Source organism: Escherichia sp. E10V10 (assembly GCF_004211985.1).
Lineage (GTDB): Bacteria > Pseudomonadota > Gammaproteobacteria > Enterobacterales > Enterobacteriaceae > Escherichia.
Genome location: NZ_RHJO01000022.1, coordinates 17,007 through 34,326 on the forward strand (window position 1 = coordinate 17,007; position 17,320 = coordinate 34,326).

Genomic DNA, 17,320 nt, shown 5'->3' on the forward strand with positions numbered 1-17,320 from the left:
TGCTTTGTCCTTTATCTGCAACGTTGTTTTAAATTGTCCCGCAAACCTTTTCAATCAATTCCGCCGGGAATTGCATTGACTGCATGATGTGTTCAATCATGCTGCATTTACGGCCAGTGTTAGTGTTGGTGATCACCCAATACGGCGTGCCTGGCACATGCTTCGGCTTGGTCTGATTACCATTTTTCAGCAGCGTCTGTTCATCTGCTGCAAAGTAAACGCGCGTGCGGCCGTGCAACGATTCCGTTGCCTCGGCAAACGCCTGGGCGTCAAGAGAATATAGTGTAGACAACAGCAGCATAAAGCGATTGACCGCTCGCTTTTGCTCTGCGTATTCATCGGAAAGCAAAAGTTCACGCATCGCGCGCACTTTGTCTTTCACCGTTTTGATCGGCTTCGCTTCGACGATAGCAGGCGACGCAATGCGAACCTCTTTCGTCACCGGAGCAGCAGGCTGTGATGCGGCGGAAAATTTCAACATACGCCGTAAAATGTCGGATGCGCTCTCGCCGATATGCTTAGTGTGGCTGGCAATATAGCTGTAGAGTTCATCATCAACTTCAATCGTTTTCATCTTAATCCAGTGCGGTGTCTTAGCTGAATACAAGTCGCCAGGAGTATATGAATAAATCCCGGCAGCGGATAGCGTCAAGCCTGGCTTGCAGAAAAAATCGGATTAAACCTTATCTGTTGCAGCCCTGTGGCACAATGGTCAACATAATACCCTAACCCAACTACTCGAAAAAAAGAACTTTGCCATGAAATTGAATATCCGCGTGCAATCTGCACAAAATCAGCATAATAATTCTCCCATCGTCCTCGTCCACGGGTTGTTTGGTAGCCTTGACAACCTCGGCGTGCTGGCGCGCGACCTGGTAAACGATCACAATATCATCCAGGTTGATATGCGTAACCACGGACTTTCGCCACGAGATCCTCATATGAATTACCCGGCGATGGCCCAGGATCTTGTTGATACTCTGGATGCGCTGCAGATCGATAAGGCGACATTTATTGGTCACTCAATGGGTGGTAAAGCTGTGATGGCACTGACCGCGTTGGCGCCCGATCGCATCGAGAAACTGGTAGCGATCGATATCGCGCCGGTGGATTATCACGTACGCCGTCATGATGAAATTTTCGCAGCTATCAACGCGGTCAGTGAATCCGACGCGCAAACGCGCCAACAGGCCGCTGTAGTGATGCGCCAATATATTAATGAAGAGGGCGTGATTCAATTCCTGCTGAAATCTTTTGTTGACGGTGAGTGGCGTTTTAACGTGCCAGTATTATGGGATCAGTATCCACATATTGTTGGCTGGGAGAAAATTCCGGCATGGAACCACCCTGCTCTGTTTATTCCTGGCGGCAATTCCCCGTATGTTACTGAACAGTATCGTGATGATTTGCTGGCGCAATTCCCACAAGCACGGGCGCATGTCATTGCAGGCGCGGGTCATTGGGTACACGCAGAAAAACCGGATGCTGTGCTGCGAGCTATCCGTCGCTATCTTAATGATTAACGCAACTGATTAAAAACCCAGCGTCCGCGCGGCATTCCGCGCGTGGGCGTTGGCGAGATTCCTCACGCTGTTGTATTATGGCGGGCTATCCATCCGGGCAGGCGCCTGGCTGATTGTTTCCCCCGAAGTCACCAAGATCATGGCCAAAGAACAAACGGACCGTACGACATTAGATCTGTTCGCGCACGAGCGTCGACCGGGACGACCGAAAACCAATCCGCTTTCGCGCGATGAACAGCTGCGTATTAATAAACGCAACCAGCTAAAACGCGACAAAGTACGTGGCCTTAAGCGTGTCGAACTGAAGCTGAACGCGGAAGCTGTCGAGGCGCTGAACGAGCTGGCGGAGTCGCGCAATATGAGCCGTAGCGAACTGATCGAAGAGATATTGATGCAGCAACTGGCGGCGCTGCGTAATCAGGGCATCGTTTAAATATCCACTTTCGTGTAGCACAGTGTGCAGTCCTGCTCGTTTGCTGATTCCGCAAGACTGCCTGTTCTGCTATGATTGCCTTTATCCGTGGGCAATTTGCCACCCCCATTTCAATAAGTTTCAAGAGGTTATTTCACTCATGGCTATCACTGGCATCTTTTTCGGCAGCGACACCGGTAATACCGAAAATATCGCAAAAATGATTCAAAAACAGCTTGGTAAAGACGTTGCCGATGTCCATGACATTGCAAAAAGCAGCAAAGAAGATCTGGAAGCTTATGACATTCTTCTGCTGGGCATCCCAACCTGGTACTATGGCGAAGCACAGTGTGACTGGGACGACTTCTTTCCGACTCTCGAAGAGATTGATTTCAATGGTAAACTGGTTGCGCTGTTTGGCTGTGGCGACCAGGAAGATTACGCAGAATATTTCTGCGACGCCTTAGGCACCATTCGTGACATTATTGAACCGCGCGGTGCGACCATCGTCGGTCACTGGCCAACTGCGGGCTATCATTTCGAAGCATCAAAAGGTCTGGCGGATGATGACCACTTTGTCGGCCTGGCTATCGACGAAGACCGTCAGCCAGAACTGACTGCCGAACGTGTAGAAAAATGGGTAAAACAAATTTCTGAAGAACTGCATCTCGACGAAATTATCAATGCCTGATGTACTGCGGCGTAGACTCATGTCTACGCCGTATTAATAGATAATGCCAATCAAAATAATTGCTACAAATTTGTAACTTTTGCCGTAGTACCTGTACAATGTTCCAGTATTGAAGTGGCCTTACCGATGTAAATGTAAGCTAAGCCACGTTTTTATTAACAATATTTGCCAGGGACTTGTAGTTTTCATTTAGGCATGGCAAATCTATAATGATACGCATTATCTCAAGAGCAAATTCTGTCACTTCTTTTAATGAAGTGAACCGCTTAGTAACAGGACAGATTCCGCATGACTGATAACAATACCGCCCTAAAGAAAGCTGGCCTGAAAGTAACGCTTCCACGTTTAAAAATCCTGGAAGTTCTTCAGGAGCCGGACAACCATCACGTCAGTGCGGAAGATTTATACAAACGTCTGATCGATATGGGTGAAGAAATTGGTCTGGCTACGGTATATCGCGTACTGAACCAGTTTGACGACGCCGGTATCGTCACCCGCCACAATTTTGAAGGCGGTAAATCCGTATTTGAACTGACTCAACAACATCACCACGATCACCTGATCTGCCTCGACTGCGGAAAGGTTATCGAATTTAGTGATGAATCTATCGAAGCGCGTCAGCGTGAAATTGCCGCGAAGCATGGCATTCGCCTGACTAACCATAGTCTCTATCTTTACGGTCACTGTGCCGAAGGCGATTGCCGCGAAGATGAGCACGCGCACGAAGGCAAATAAGTCAGCCTGAATGAGAAAAAGCCAACCTGCGGGTTGGCTTTATATTGTTGGCATAATACGCTTTGTTCGTGCCGGATGCGGCGTGAACGCCTTATCCGGCCTACAAATCATCTCAAATTCAATATATTGCATAAAAAGGTAGGCCTGATAAGCGCAGCGCATCAGGCAAATTGGCGTTTGCCATAAGTCTCAAGCCAACCTACGGGTTGGCTTTTTTTATACAAGGGAAATAAGAAAAGCGAGAGTTACAGCCCTCACTTATTTGTTATTACTGCGAATTTCCTGCCAGACCTTATCACAATCGGCTCTCGCTGCCTGGTCATTACCGGTTTGCGTTGCCTGGATGCACTGCTGATAATCCAGCACGCGGACACTTTCCTGCTCGGCAAATTGCTGATGTTGTTTCTCTTTCTTCAGCACGTTTAACACGCTCTGACAGGCTTCAATTTTTTCCGGCGAACCTTGCGCGGTATTGATACAGGCGCTGTACGCCTCTTTCAGGCGGCTGTCTTCCTGTGGCGCGGTTGATTGCGCACAAGCCACCAGCCCCGATGCCATCATGGCGATGAGAATCAGTTTTTTCATAGCGAATTCCTCAAATGTGCGGCAGGCACAAAACCTGCCGCGTCGGGCATCAGAAGATGGTGAATGGTGCGATTACCATGAATTTCACGTCGCGCTCATCCTGGAAGATGTTACCGTAACCGCCGCCCCAGCTTGGGATGTCGGAGTGGTTGTCGTATTCGGTGAAGTGCAGTTTGAACATCGTGCCCTTGGCACGACCGTCCTGAATGGTGTAGACCGCATCCAGGCTGTATGCAGACTCTTCAATAGTCCGGTTCTTGTCGTAGTACGCATCCGGATTGCTCTGCCAGGTCGCAGGTTTAGCATCCCATGCGTAAACGTAGGAGGCGCCGATGGCGAAGCCTGGAAGATTCCAGTTTTTCAGGTCATACATCGCGCCGAAGAAGACCGCTTTTTCGCCGTTGGCGTTAAAGTCAGAACGGTTATCCCACCAGATATCCAGGCGACCGTTCGAGGAAGCGTAGGTTGGAGTCATACGTTGCAGGAAGTATCCCTGCTGACCGTCAGCTTTAACCCAGGTGCCTTCCAGACGCAAATCCACTACGTCAGCCGCCCGGTAACCAAAGGTCAGCGCCTGCAGCCAGGCGGTGCCATCATAAAGATCGTTGACGCTACGATCGTCAACTTTATCGCGCGTACCGTAGAACTGGTAGCTGGCGGTTAGCGGGCTACCGGCGATATCAAATTTATAGCTGGCTTTGGCAAAGTACTGATCGATATACCCTTCCGCCTGACCAAACGCCGCTTCCAGCACGAAGTTATTTTTGAAGTCGTATTTCGCACCGATGGAGTGCAGATAATCAACTTTGGTGGTTTTATCGTTCTGATAAAACTCATCCATTTCCAGATGCCACGGCGCTTTGTATTCGTTGGTCCACATGTAGGAGAAACTCAACGCACCAGCATCGCCATAATCAAAATTCGCCCCGGCTTCCGCCCCCTGATAAGTACCCGGCATAAAGCTCCAGTGCGGCGCTAACAGTGTTTGACCAGTTGGCTGAATGTAACCTGCCCTCGCCCACACCGGACCGTATTTAAATTTGGCCGCTGCTTTATACAGGCTTATACCGCTTTTGTCGCCGGACCAGTCTTCGTCATAGGCTTTATTACTTTTTGAAAACGCGATTTCGTTCGGGTGAGAGCTGTCGCCGTTTTCCGCCATTTCAATCGCCGTAAACGCGGCAATATCAAGGCCGAACATATCAGCAGCATAACCGGACTGAAAATCGAGGTTGGCGTTCCAGGTGGAGTGAGAAAGGTTGGTTTTGTATTTGTCGCCGTCGGTAACATCTTTACGGTCACGTTCACGCTGCCAGTAATAGATACCGCCGGTTAAGGTTGAATCGTCGATGAATCCTTCGGCACGAGCCTCCGGCATTGCCACCAGGCCCGACATTGCTGTAACACCGGCGATAGCCAGCGCCAGCGTACTACGTTTGCCACTAAACGTACGCATGGGTTAATCCTCTTTGACGTATAAATTGCTGCACCACAGGTGAACAGCGAAAAAAAATAAAAATTAAAAAAGTAGCGTTGAGAAAAGTCTCGCTGACTACAGGAATAGACTATTTTTCGCGACGCGAATTATCAATCTCTTTCTGTAACGAGAATGTAAGAACATGAGCAACCGCACATATTTTGATGATTTTTGTTACAAGGTTTAAGTTTGCAGTAGAAAGGCTTGTAGAAGAATAAAAGCGTGAATTTCCAGCTAGATGAAAGCGGTTACATTTTATTTAATTATGATTTGTAATTTTAAATTTGTTTTATGAATAAATTACAAAGCGGAATTAATTCGCGAAGAAAAGCAGAAAAAACGCCGCTGAACGCGGCGTTTTGGATTATTTGCATGTTTCTTGCCGGATGCGGCGTGAACGCCTTATCCGGCCTACAAAAGCACGCAAATTCAATATATTGCAGAGATCATGTAGGCCTGATTAGCGTAGCGCATCAGGCAATTTAGCGTTTGAAACTGTTTATCTGTTCCTTGCCGGATGCGGCGTAAACGCCTTATCCGGCAAGGTGAAACTTAAAATTACTCGCCTACTTTCGCCCAGGTATCACGCAGCCCAACGGTGCGGTTAAATACCGGTTTTTCCGCTGTGGAATGGCGGCTGTCGAGGCAGAAGTAGCCTTCACGCTCAAACTGGAATGCTTTACCTGCCACCGCATCTTTCAGAGACGGTTCAGCAAAGCCCTGTTTGATGACCAGAGAATCCTGGTTAATCACCGACAGGAAATCATCCGCAGCGCCTGGATTCGGCACACTGAACAGACGATCGTACAGGCGGATTTCAACCGGCAGCGCATGTGCCGCGCTTACCCAGTGAATAACGCCTTTGACTTTACGACCATCAGCCGGATCTTTGCTTAAGGTGTCGGCGTCATAAGTACAGAAGATGGTGGTGATATTGCCTTCGGCATCTTTCTCCACGCGTTCCGCTTTAATCACGTAAGCATTACGCAGACGCACTTCTTTACCCAGCACCAGACGTTTGTACTGCTTGTTAGCTTCTTCGCGGAAATCGGCGCGATCGATCCAAATCTCACCGCTAAACGGCACCTGACGGCTGCCCATTTCCGGTTTATTCGGATGGTTCGGCATGGTGACCATTTCGCCTTCGCCCTGATAGTTTTCGATAACCAGTTTCACCGGATCGATAACTGCCATTGCACGCGGCGCGTTCTCGTTGAGGTCTTCACGAATGCAGGATTCCAGCGACGCCATCTCAATGGTGTTGTCCTGCTTGGTCACGCCAATGCGTTTGCAGAACTCACGAATAGAAGCCGCAGTGTAACCACGACGACGCAGACCGGAAATGGTCGGCATACGTGGATCATCCCAACCTTCTACGTGCTTGTCGGTGACCAGTTGGTTCAGCTTACGCTTGGACATCACGGTGTATTCCAGATTCAGGCGCGAGAATTCGTACTGGCGCGGATGAACAGGAATGGTGATGTTGTCCAGTACCCAGTCGTACAGACGACGGTTATCCTGGAACTCCAGCGTACACAGAGAGTGCGTAATGCCTTCCAGCGCATCGCTGATGCAGTGGGTGAAGTCGTACATCGGGTAGATGCACCACTTGTTGCCAGTCTGGTGGTGTTCAGCAAACTTAATGCGGTACAGCACCGGATCGCGCATCACGATAAACGGCGAAGCCATGTCGATTTTCGCGCGCAGGCAGGCTTTACCTTCGTCAAAACCACCGGTACGCATTTTTTCGAACAGCGCCAGGTTCTCTTCAACGCTGCGGTCGCGGTACGGGCTGTTTTTACCCGGCTGCGTCAGAGTGCCACGATATTCGCGGATCTGTTCCGGCGTCAGCTCATCGACATACGCCAGGCCTTTATTGATCAGTTCAACAGCATAGGCGTGGAGCTGATCAAAATAATCGGAGGAGTAACGGACGTTACCAGACCAGTGAAAACCTAACCACTCAACGTCGTTTTTGATCGAATCGACATACTCGATATCTTCTTTTACCGGGTTAGTGTCGTCGAAACGCAGGTTGCACTGGCCTTTATAGTCCTGGGCGATCCCGAAGTTCAGGCAGATAGATTTCGCATGGCCAATATGCAGATAGCCATTAGGCTCCGGCGGGAAACGGGTGTGTACTGTGGTGTGCTTACCACTGGCCAGATCTTCATCGATGATCTGACGAATAAAGTTAGTCGGGCGGGCTTCTGCCTCACTCATCGTGGATTCCTCAAAGCGTAAACAACGTATAACGGCGTATGATCTTATAAGCGGGACAGGCTGACAACTGTTAGTTAGAGAAAATCGAAAAATCTAACAAAGATTATGGGGATAGTTGATGAAAAAAAAAGCGGCAGAGAAGATCTCCACCGCTTTTGCCAGTCCTGCGTCATTGTTGGATGCGAGGCTTATGCGTCTTATCCAACCTACACAGCGCTTTTGTAGGCCTGATAAGACGCGTCAAGCGTCGCATCAGGCATAAAGCAGATTACTTTTTGATTTCATACAGCGGTGTTTGACCCGCCACAACATGGCCCTGAGCTTTAATGATCAAGCCGCTGAAATCGTCGATATTGCTGCAAACCACCGGGCTAATCATCGAGCGGGCGTTAGCGTTCAGGTAATCCAGATCCATTTCCAGAATCGGTTGCCCTGCGCTTACCTGCGCGCCCTCTTCCACCAGACGTTTAAAGCCTTTACCTTCCAGCGCTACGGTGTCGATACCCATGTGGACGACGATCTCTGCGCCTTTTTCAGTTTCAAGGCAGAACGCGTGGTTGGTGTTGAAGATTTTCACGATGGTTCCCGCCGCTGGTGATACAACGATTTTATCCGTCGGTTTCACCGCCACACCGTCGCCCACGGCTTTGCTGGCGAACGCTTCGTCTGGCACCTGATCCAGTGCGACAACATCACCGGTAATTGGCGATACCAGCTCAGCGATAGACACTGCGTTTGGTACAGCCTGCGGTTTCGCTACCGGAGCGGCAGTTGCCGGAGCAGCTTCAGCAGAAGCAGCCGCTACCGGGCCACGAGCAACGACTTTCTTCATCGCATCGCCGATGGATTCTGCTTTCGCGCCGACAATCACCTGGATGGTCTGTTTGTTCAGTTTCACCACACCAGAGGCCCCCAGACGTTTACACATCGCATCGTTGACACGTGCTGAGTCAGCCACAGTCAAGCGCAGACGAGTAATACAGGCGTCAATCGCTTTTAGATTGTCACTACCACCAACTGCCGCAATGTAGTTGGTTGCCAGTTGAGTTAAGCCTTCTTCGGTATTGCTGTTCGCTTCTTCAGTAACGATCTCGTCATCTTTATCTTCACGACCTGGCGTTTTTAGGTTGAACATACGGATAACCGCACTGAACACCACAAAGTAGATAGCGAAGAAAACAACGCCCATCACCAGCAGCATCCAGACGTTCTGGCTGGCTGCTGGCAGGTTGTACATCAACGCGTAGTCGATAGCGCCCGCAGAGAAGGAGAAGCCCGCGTGGATCCCCAGTAACGTTGCCACAAACAGACTGATACCCGTCAGCAGTGCGTGCAGGAGGTACAGCAGCGGAGCAAGGAACATAAACAGGAATTCCAGCGGCTCAGTCACACCGGTCAGGAACGCGGTGATAGCAACAGAAAGCAGCATCCCACCAACCATCGGGCGACGCTCTTTCGGTGCTGCAAAGTACATCGCCAGCGCCGCACCTGGCAGACCGAACATCATGATCGGGAAGAAGCCAGACATGAACATCCCCGCAGTGCCGTCGCCCGCATAGAAGCGGTTGATGTCACCGTGGAAAACCGTACCCGCAGAGTTGGTGAATTCACCAATCTGGAACCAGGCGATGGTATTCAGTACCTGATGCAGACCGGTTGGGATCAGCAGACGGTTGATGAAACCAAAGATACCGGAACCCAGCGCGCCCGCAGAAACGATCCACTCGCCGCCTGCATGGATAGCGTGCTGTACCGGCGGCCAGACGTAACCAAAAATGGCTGCCAGCACCAGGCAGAAGAAGCCGGTGGCGATCGGCACAAAACGTTTGCCGCCGAAGAAGCTCAGGAAGTCCGGCAGTTTAATATCAGACCAACGGTTATAGGCTGCACCACCAACCAGACCGGTAATGATACCTGCCAGAACCCCCATGTTAATTTCTGGGTTGATGGTCACCATCGCTTTAGTTAACACAAAGTAACCAACCGCACCCGCCAACGCAGCTGCACCTGCACTGTCTTTGGACCAGCTGGAGGCCACGCCGATCGCAAAGATCAACGCCAGGTTATCAAAAATCGCGCCGCCTGCCTGGGCAATAAACGCAACATTAAGTAAATCTGGCTGGCCGAATCGCAGCAACAGTGCCGCCACCGGCAGCACCGCGATAGGGAGCTGTAACGCCCTACCGAGTCGCTGGAAAAAACCTAAAATATTCATCTTATTCCCCCTACGAGAACCCTATTTGGCTCGTTTAAAGCCGTATTTTTATTTTGCAGCAAATTGTACTGCCGATGTTCTGTAATCATATTGTTAGATCATCTGCTACAGAGTGTGTGAAAATTTAATTCGTACCGCAAATTAAACGCGCGTCTTTTGTGAGTTTTGTCACCAAATATCGTTATCATTACTCCCTTTTACTGGCTAAACCAGAAAACTTATTTTATCATTCAAAAAATCAGGTCGGATTGACGCCTGTCTGCGCAAATCCAGGTTACGCTTAAAGATGCCTAATCCGCCAACGGCTTACTTTTTACTTACTTGAGGTGAATAATGAGACTGATCCCCCTGACTACCGCTGAACAGGTCGGCAAATGGGCTGCTCGCCATATCGTTAATCGTATTAATGCGTTCAAACCGACAGCCGATCGTCCGTTTGTGCTTGGCCTGCCGACTGGCGGCACGCCGATGACCACCTATAAAGCGTTAGTCGAAATGCATAAAGCAGGCCAGGTCAGCTTTAAGCACGTTGTCACCTTCAACATGGACGAATATGTCGGTCTGCCGAAAGAGCATCCGGAAAGCTACTACAGTTTTATGCACCGTAACTTCTTCGATCACGTTGATATTCCAGCAGAAAATATCAACCTTCTCAACGGCAATGCCCCGGATATCGACGCCGAATGCCGCCAGTATGAAGAAAAAATTCGCTCTTACGGTAAAATCCATCTGTTTATGGGTGGTGTAGGTAACGACGGTCACATTGCATTTAACGAACCAGCCTCTTCTCTTGCCTCTCGCACCCGTATCAAAACCCTGACACATGACACTCGCGTCGCAAACTCTCGTTTCTTTGATAACGATGTTAATCAGGTGCCAAAATATGCGCTGACCGTAGGTGTGGGTACACTGCTGGATGCCGAAGAAGTGATGATTCTGGTGCTGGGCAGCCAGAAAGCACTGGCACTGCAGGCTGCAGTTGAAGGTTGCGTTAATCACATGTGGACCATCAGCTGTCTGCAACTACATCCGAAAGCGATCATGGTGTGCGATGAGCCTTCCACCATGGAGCTAAAGGTTAAGACTTTAAGATATTTCAACGAATTAGAAGCAGAGAATATCAAAGGTCTGTAATTGTTATCCCTGCCCTGACGCCTTGCTCAGGGCATTATTATTTTTGAAATCGGGGGTCGGAATGTATGCATTAACCCAGGGCCGGATCTTTACCGGTCATGAATTTCTTGATGACCATGCAGTTGTTATCGCTGATGGCCTGATTAAAAGCGTCTGCCCAGTAGCGGAACTGCCGCCAGAGATTGAACAACGTTCACTGAACGGGGCCATTCTCTCCCCCGGTTTTATCGATGTGCAGTTAAACGGCTGCGGCGGCGTACAGTTTAACGATACCGCTGAAGCGGTCAGCGTGGAAACGCTGGAAATCATGCAGAAAGCCAATGAGAAATCAGGCTGCACAAACTATTTGCCGACGCTTATCACCACCAGCGATGACCTGATGAAACAGGGTGTTCGCGTGATGCGTGAGTACCTGGCAAAACATCCGAATCAGGCATTAGGTTTACACCTGGAAGGCCCGTGGCTGAATCTGGTGAAAAAAGGTACCCATAATCCGAATTTCGTACGTAAACCGGATGCCGCGCTGGTCGATTTCCTGTGTGAAAATGCCGATGTCATTACCAAAGTGACGCTGGCACCGGAAATGGTTCCAGCAGAAGTGATCAGCAAACTGGCAAATGCCGGGATTGTGGTGTCTGCCGGTCACTCCAATGCAACGTTAAAAGAAGCAAAAGCCGGTTTCCGCGCGGGGATTACCTTTGCCACCCATCTGTATAACGCGATGCCGTATATTACCGGTCGTGAACCGGGCCTGGCGGGCGCGATCCTCGACGAAGCGGACATTTATTGCGGTATTATTGCCGATGGTCTGCACGTTGATTACGCCAACATTCGCAATGCCAAACGTCTGAAAGGCGACAAACTGTGTCTGGTCACTGACGCGACTGCGCCAGCAGGTGCCAATATTGAACAGTTCATTTTTGCGGGTAAAACAATATACTACCGCAACGGACTTTGTGTGGATGAGAATGGTACGTTAAGTGGTTCATCCTTAACCATGATTGAAGGCGTGCGTAATCTGGTTGAACATTGCGGTATCGCACTGGATGAAGTGCTGCGTATGGCGACGCTCTATCCGGCTCGTGCGATTGGCGTTGAAAAACGTCTCGGCACTCTCGCCGCAGGTAAAGTGGCCAACCTGACCGCATTCACACCTGATTTTAAAATCACCAGGACCATCGTTAACGGTAACGAGGTCGTAACCCAATAAGAGAAAGTATGACACCAGGCGGACAAGCTCAGATAGGTAATGTTGATCTCGTAAAACAGCTTAACAGCGCGGCGGTTTATCGCCTGATTGACCAGCATGGGCCAATCTCGCGAATTCAGATTGCTGAGCAAAGCCAGCTTGCCCCCGCCAGCGTAACCAAAATTACGCGTCAGCTTATCGAACGCGGGCTGATCAAAGAAGTTGATCAGCAGGCCTCCACCGGGGGCCGCCGCGCTATCTCTATCGTCACCGAAACCCGCAATTTCCACGCAATCGGCGTACGTCTCGGTCGTCACGACGCCACCATCACCCTGTTTGATCTCAGCAGCAAAGTTCTGGCAGAAGAACATTACCCGCTACCTGAACGTACCCAGCAGACGCTGGAACATGCCCTGCTGAATGCCATTACTCAGTTTATTGATAACCACCAGCGCAAGCTGCGGGAGCTGATCGCCATTTCAGTGATCCTGCCAGGGCTGGTCGACCCGGACAGCGGCAAAATTCACTACATGCCGCATATTCAGGTGGAAAACTGGGGGCTGGTTGAAGCACTGGAAGAGCGTTTTAAAGTGACCTGTTTTGTCGGCCACGATATCCGCAGTCTGGCGCTGGCAGAGCACTACTTCGGTGCAAGTCAGGATTGCGAAGACTCCATTCTGGTGCGCGTGCATCGCGGAACGGGGGCAGGAATCATCTCTAACGGGCGCATTTTTATCGGCCGCAACGGCAACGTCGGTGAAATTGGCCATATTCAGGTTGAACCGCTGGGAGAACGCTGCCATTGTGGCAACTTCGGCTGCCTGGAAACTATCGCTGCCAACGCTGCCATTGAACAACGGGTGTTGAATTTATTAAAGCAGGGCTACCAGAGCCGCGTGCCGCTGGACGACTGCACCATAAAAACTATCTGCAAAGCTGCGAACAAAGGCGATAGCCTGGCGTCGGAAGTGATTGAGTATGTCGGTCGTCATCTGGGCAAAACCATCGCCATTGCTATCAACTTATTTAATCCGCAAAAAATTGTTATCGCTGGTGAAATCACCGAAGCCGATAAAGTGCTGCTCCCTGCTATTGAAAGCTGCATTAATACTCAGGCGCTGAAGGCGTTTCGCACTAATCTGCCGGTGGTACGTTCTGAGCTGGACCACCGCTCGGCAATCGGCGCTTTTGCGCTGGTAAAACGCGCCATGCTCAACGGTATTTTGCTCCAGCATTTGCTGGAAAATTAATGTGCTTTTATAGTGGCGCTTATTGTTGTCAATATTCTGGGTAGTCCATGACCATTAAAAATGTAATTTGCGATATCGACGGCGTGCTGATGCACGATAACGTCGCCGTACCGGGTGCAGCGGAATTTTTGCACGGGATTATGGATAAAGGCCTGCCGCTGGTGTTGCTGACCAACTATCCTTCGCAGACCGGGCAGGATCTGGCGAACCGCTTTGCCACTGCCGGTGTCGATGTGCCGGATAGCGTGTTTTATACCTCTGCGATGGCGACCGCCGATTTCCTGCGTCGCCAGGAAGGCAAGAAAGCGTATGTGGTGGGCGAAGGCGCACTGATTCATGAACTGTACAAAGCCGGTTTTACGATTACCGATGTGAACCCTGATTTTGTGATTGTTGGCGAAACGCGCTCCTACAACTGGGACATGATGCATAAAGCGGCCTATTTCGCCGCTAATGGTGCACGCTTTATCGCCACCAACCCGGACACCCACGGGCGCGGTTTTTATCCCGCCTGTGGCGCGTTGTGTGCAGGGATTGAGAAAATATCCGGGCGCAAACCGTTCTATGTTGGTAAGCCGAGTCCGTGGATCATCCGTGCGGCATTAAACAAAATGCAGGCCCACTCGGAAGAAACGGTGATTGTCGGCGATAACTTGCGTACCGATATTCTGGCGGGCTTCCAGGCCGGTCTGGAGACGATTCTTGTGCTCTCCGGCGTTTCGTCGCTCGACGATATCGACAGCATGCCGTTCCGCCCAAGCTGGATTTACCCGTCAGTCGCTGAAATCGACGTTATCTGAATAGCAACCACGTCTCAGGGCGTGGTTGATATTGATGACAAACGCCAAACTGCCTGATGCGCTACGCTTATCAGGCCTACGCAGCTCCTGCAATATATTGAATTTTCATGATTTTGTAGGCCGGATAAGGCGTTCACGCCGCATCCGGCATGAACAAATCGCACTTTGTCAGCAATTTGGCCCCCGTAAAATATAACCATTCAATAAAACCTGCCAAAAATTATCGATCCATCAATAAACACATCACTACACCAGACCTTTTTTCACTAATCGACAATCACCATTACGTTTTTTATTTTTTCACCGTCAAATCGCTTGCGCACAGTGCTGCTTTGCGGCATTTTTTTAAACAAGCAAACACAACAAGCAACAAATACCAGGTTAACGGAGAAGGTTATGTGTTCAATTTTTGGCGTATTCGATATCAAAACAGACGCAGTTGAGCTGCGTAAGAAAGCACTCGAGCTGTCACGCCTGATGCGTCATCGTGGCCCGGACTGGTCCGGTATTTATGCCAGCGATAACGCCATTCTCGCCCACGAACGTCTGTCAATTGTTGACGTTAACGCGGGGGCGCAACCTCTCTACAACCAACAAAAAACCCACGTACTGGCGGTAAACGGTGAAATCTACAACCACCAGGCATTGCGCGCCGAATATGGCGATCGTTACCAATTCCAGACCGGGTCTGACTGTGAAGTGATCCTCGCGCTGTATCAGGAAAAAGGGCCGGAATTTCTCGACGACTTGCAGGGCATGTTTGCCTTTGCCCTGTACGACAGCGAAAAAGATGCATATCTGATTGGTCGCGACCATCTGGGGATCATCCCACTGTATATGGGCTATGACGAACACGGTCAGCTGTATGTGGCCTCAGAAATGAAAGCGCTGGTGCCAGTTTGCCGCACGATTAAAGAGTTCCCGGCGGGGAGCTATTTATGGAGTCAGGACGGCGAAATCCGTTCTTATTATCATCGAGACTGGTTCGACTTTGATGCAGTGAAAGATAACGTGACCGATAAAAATGAACTGCGTCAGGCGCTGGAAGATTCCGTAAAAAGCCATCTGATGTCTGACGTGCCTTACGGAGTGCTGCTCTCGGGTGGTCTGGATTCCTCAATCATTTCCGCTATCACCAAGAAATATGCCGCTCGTCGCGTGGAAGATCAGGAACGCTCGGAAGCCTGGTGGCCGCAGTTGCACTCTTTTGCCGTGGGTCTGCCAGGTTCACCGGATCTGAAAGCAGCCCAGGAAGTGGCAAACCATCTGGGCACTGTGCATCACGAAATTCACTTCACTGTACAGGAAGGTCTGGATGCCATCCGCGATGTGATTTACCACATCGAAACGTACGATGTGACCACTATTCGCGCTTCAACACCGATGTATTTAATGTCGCGTAAGATCAAGGCGATGGGCATTAAAATGGTGTTGTCCGGTGAAGGTTCTGACGAAGTGTTTGGCGGTTATCTTTACTTCCACAAAGCGCCGAACGCTAAAGAACTGCATGAAGAGACGGTGCGTAAACTGCTGGCTCTGCATATGTATGACTGCGCGCGTGCCAACAAAGCGATGTCAGCCTGGGGCGTGGAAGCACGCGTTCCGTTCCTCGACAAGAAATTCCTCGACGTAGCAATGCGTATTAACCCGCAGGATAAAATGTGCGGTAACGGTAAGATGGAAAAACACATCCTGCGTGAATGTTTTGAGTCGTACCTGCCTGCAAGTGTTGCCTGGCGGCAGAAAGAGCAGTTCTCCGATGGCGTCGGTTACAGTTGGATTGACACACTGAAAGAAGTGGCGGCACAGCAGGTTTCTGATCAGCAACTGGAAACAGCCCGCTTCCGCTTCCCATACAACACGCCGACCTCAAAAGAAGCGTACCTGTACCGGGAGATTTTTGAAGAACTGTTCCCGCTTCCGAGCGCCGCTGAGTGCGTGCCGGGCGGTCCTTCCGTCGCGTGTTCTTCCGCTAAAGCGATCGAGTGGGATGAGGCGTTCAAGAAAATGGACGATCCGTCTGGTCGTGCGGTTGGCGTTCACCAGTCAGCGTATAAATAAGACGTGTAATATTGCCCCGGAGAAATCCGGGGCAATTTCAGTTACTGGGGAGCTTGTTGATTCTGATACGCAGTGAGGAAATGTTCCGGATTTGCTACATCGCTGTCAGATAACTCATTACTGTAAGCGACTGACCAGGTTGCCGATTCCTCCGGGATATGCAGGCTTCCATTTCCCTCTTTCAGGCGTAATAACTCAAAAGATTCACCCTTGATTACAGCGGTATAAGATTTCTCACCTTCCTGTAATACTTTTACTTTGCAGCGAAAAATCTGACCATCGATGTCATTATCAACATGCGATACCTGAACGAGTGCCTCATTAGACGCTTTCGGCCCGATTCGCATCATCCACACCACAGCGCCTTCCTGTCCACGATAGCCAAAAACATATTTACCGATTTCCGGTTTGACCGTATCGGCAAACGCGGATTGCATAAGTAATAAGACACCCATCAACATCGTCATAAAACGCAGCATAGTATTCCCTCAATAAATCGCCTGAAGTGATAGCAGAGATGCAGGCGTAGCGCTCCCTGCCCTGTCCTGTTGCAACGGGCCAGTATTTCATAGATTAATTTCCCACCACTATTGTTGAATTCCGAATTTCATCCTGTATGACAAAAGAATGGCTGTAGGGTGGGGAAAAAACACAAAGTAAACAATAATTGACGAATATAGCGCCACGCTGTTCGCAACCTAACCAAACAGTCACTTTCGAGCAATTTTCCTTGAAAAAGATGTTGACGCTGCAAGGCTCTATACGCATAATGCGCCCCGCAACGCCGATAAGGTATCGCGAAAAAAAGATGGCTACGTAGCTCAGTTGGTTAGAGCACATCACTCATAATGATGGGGTCACAGGTTCGAATCCCGTCGTAGCCACCATCTTTTTTTGCGGGAGTGGCGAAATTGGTAGACGCACCAGATTTAGGTTCTGGCGCCGCAAGGTGTGCGAGTTCAAGTCTCGCCTCCCGCACCATTCACCAGAAAGCGTTGTACGGATGGGGTATCGCCAAGCGGTAA

16 protein-coding genes, 2 tRNA genes and 1 pseudogene are annotated in these 17,320 nt (G+C 50.1%); 12 read left to right on the plus strand and 7 right to left on the minus strand.

Annotated features, from left to right (window positions below; all coding sequences use genetic code 11):
• Positions 1–28 precede the first annotated feature (28 nt).
• The gene (gene seqA, locus D9736_RS19925) at positions 29–574 is read right to left on the minus strand and encodes a replication initiation negative regulator SeqA (RefSeq protein WP_024180018.1); all 546 of its coding nucleotides are present in this window, start codon (positions 572–574) and stop codon (positions 29–31) included.
• Positions 575–758: 184 nt separating this feature from the next.
• Between seqA and ybfF the strand changes: the two genes are divergently transcribed.
• The 5 genes from ybfF (at position 759) to fur (ending at position 3,361) form a co-directional block, all read left to right on the plus strand.
• Positions 759–1,523, plus strand: coding sequence for an esterase (gene ybfF / locus D9736_RS19930; RefSeq protein ID WP_130259007.1), 765 nt, complete (start codon positions 759–761; stop codon positions 1,521–1,523).
• Positions 1,524–1,662: 139 nt separating this feature from the next.
• The gene (gene ybfE, locus D9736_RS19935; protein WP_064528940.1) at positions 1,663–1,956 is read left to right on the plus strand and encodes a LexA regulated protein; all 294 of its coding nucleotides are present in this window, start codon (positions 1,663–1,665) and stop codon (positions 1,954–1,956) included.
• Between the two features lie 139 nt (positions 1,957–2,095).
• Complete coding sequence (fldA, locus tag D9736_RS19940; protein ID WP_010346538.1) at positions 2,096–2,626, plus strand: flavodoxin FldA; 531 nt, start codon at positions 2,096–2,098, stop codon at positions 2,624–2,626.
• A 209-nt stretch (positions 2,627–2,835) separates the two neighbouring features.
• Positions 2,836–2,922, plus strand: a complete 87-nt coding sequence (gene uof / locus D9736_RS19945) for a fur leader peptide (protein WP_010380762.1) — start codon at positions 2,836–2,838, stop codon at positions 2,920–2,922.
• The gene (fur, locus tag D9736_RS19950; protein ID WP_000131706.1) at positions 2,915–3,361 is read left to right on the plus strand and encodes a ferric iron uptake transcriptional regulator; all 447 of its coding nucleotides are present in this window, start codon (positions 2,915–2,917) and stop codon (positions 3,359–3,361) included. Before uof ends, fur begins: the two co-directional genes overlap by 8 nt.
• Positions 3,362–3,619: 258 nt before the next feature.
• Here fur and chiQ read toward each other — a convergent pair whose 3' ends face one another.
• The 4 genes from chiQ to nagE form a co-directional block, all read right to left on the minus strand.
• The gene (gene chiQ / locus D9736_RS19955) at positions 3,620–3,946 is read right to left on the minus strand and encodes a ChiQ/YbfN family lipoprotein (RefSeq protein ID WP_130259008.1); all 327 of its coding nucleotides are present in this window, start codon (positions 3,944–3,946) and stop codon (positions 3,620–3,622) included.
• Between the two features lie 49 nt (positions 3,947–3,995).
• Positions 3,996–5,402 carry a chitoporin gene (gene chiP / locus D9736_RS19960; protein WP_130215036.1) on the minus strand — a complete coding sequence of 469 codons (1,407 nt, stop codon included), beginning with the start codon at positions 5,400–5,402 and terminating at the stop codon, positions 3,996–3,998.
• Between the two features lie 579 nt (positions 5,403–5,981).
• Positions 5,982–7,646 (minus strand): glutamine--tRNA ligase, encoded by a 1,665-nt coding sequence (glnS, locus tag D9736_RS19970; protein WP_130259010.1) that lies wholly within the window; start codon positions 7,644–7,646, stop codon positions 5,982–5,984.
• A 268-nt stretch (positions 7,647–7,914) separates the two neighbouring features.
• On the minus strand, positions 7,915–9,861 hold the full coding sequence (gene nagE, locus D9736_RS19975) for a PTS N-acetyl glucosamine transporter subunit IIABC (protein ID WP_130259011.1): 1,947 nt from the start codon (positions 9,859–9,861) through the stop codon (positions 7,915–7,917).
• Positions 9,862–10,194: 333 nt separating this feature from the next.
• Here nagE and nagB point away from each other — a divergent pair, with 333 nt between their 5' ends.
• From nagB to nagD, 4 genes are all read left to right on the plus strand, one after another.
• Positions 10,195–10,995, plus strand: coding sequence for a glucosamine-6-phosphate deaminase (gene nagB / locus D9736_RS19980; RefSeq protein ID WP_001237072.1), 801 nt, complete (start codon positions 10,195–10,197; stop codon positions 10,993–10,995).
• A gap of 61 nt (positions 10,996–11,056) precedes the next feature.
• Positions 11,057–12,205: an N-acetylglucosamine-6-phosphate deacetylase gene (gene nagA, locus D9736_RS19985; RefSeq protein ID WP_130259012.1), complete on the plus strand. Its 1,149-nt coding sequence runs from the start codon at positions 11,057–11,059 to the stop codon at positions 12,203–12,205.
• An 8-nt stretch (positions 12,206–12,213) separates the two neighbouring features.
• On the plus strand, positions 12,214–13,434 hold the full coding sequence (nagC, locus tag D9736_RS19990) for a DNA-binding transcriptional regulator NagC (RefSeq protein ID WP_130215043.1): 1,221 nt from the start codon (positions 12,214–12,216) through the stop codon (positions 13,432–13,434).
• Between the two features lie 47 nt (positions 13,435–13,481).
• Complete coding sequence (gene nagD, locus D9736_RS19995; RefSeq protein ID WP_130259013.1) at positions 13,482–14,234, plus strand: ribonucleotide monophosphatase NagD; 753 nt, start codon at positions 13,482–13,484, stop codon at positions 14,232–14,234.
• A 50-nt stretch (positions 14,235–14,284) separates the two neighbouring features.
• Here the strand turns inward: nagD and D9736_RS23790 are convergent.
• A pseudogene (locus D9736_RS23790) lies at positions 14,285–14,383 on the minus strand (hypothetical protein); the annotation flags it as partial.
• A 247-nt stretch (positions 14,384–14,630) separates the two neighbouring features.
• Between D9736_RS23790 and asnB the strand changes: the two are divergent.
• Positions 14,631–16,295 carry an asparagine synthase B gene (gene asnB, locus D9736_RS20005; protein WP_000337066.1) on the plus strand — a complete coding sequence of 555 codons (1,665 nt, stop codon included), beginning with the start codon at positions 14,631–14,633 and terminating at the stop codon, positions 16,293–16,295.
• Between the two features lie 41 nt (positions 16,296–16,336).
• Here asnB and D9736_RS20010 read toward each other — a convergent pair whose 3' ends face one another.
• Positions 16,337–16,774 (minus strand): hypothetical protein, encoded by a 438-nt coding sequence (locus D9736_RS20010; RefSeq protein ID WP_130209814.1) that lies wholly within the window; start codon positions 16,772–16,774, stop codon positions 16,337–16,339.
• A gap of 331 nt (positions 16,775–17,105) precedes the next feature.
• Here D9736_RS20010 and D9736_RS20015 point away from each other — a divergent pair.
• Together D9736_RS20015 and D9736_RS20020 are read left to right on the plus strand one after the other, a co-directional pair.
• Positions 17,106–17,182: transfer RNA gene (locus D9736_RS20015), tRNA-Met, on the plus strand.
• A 9-nt stretch (positions 17,183–17,191) separates the two neighbouring features.
• A tRNA-Leu gene (locus tag D9736_RS20020) sits at positions 17,192–17,276 on the plus strand.
• Positions 17,277–17,320: the final 44 nt, after the last annotated feature.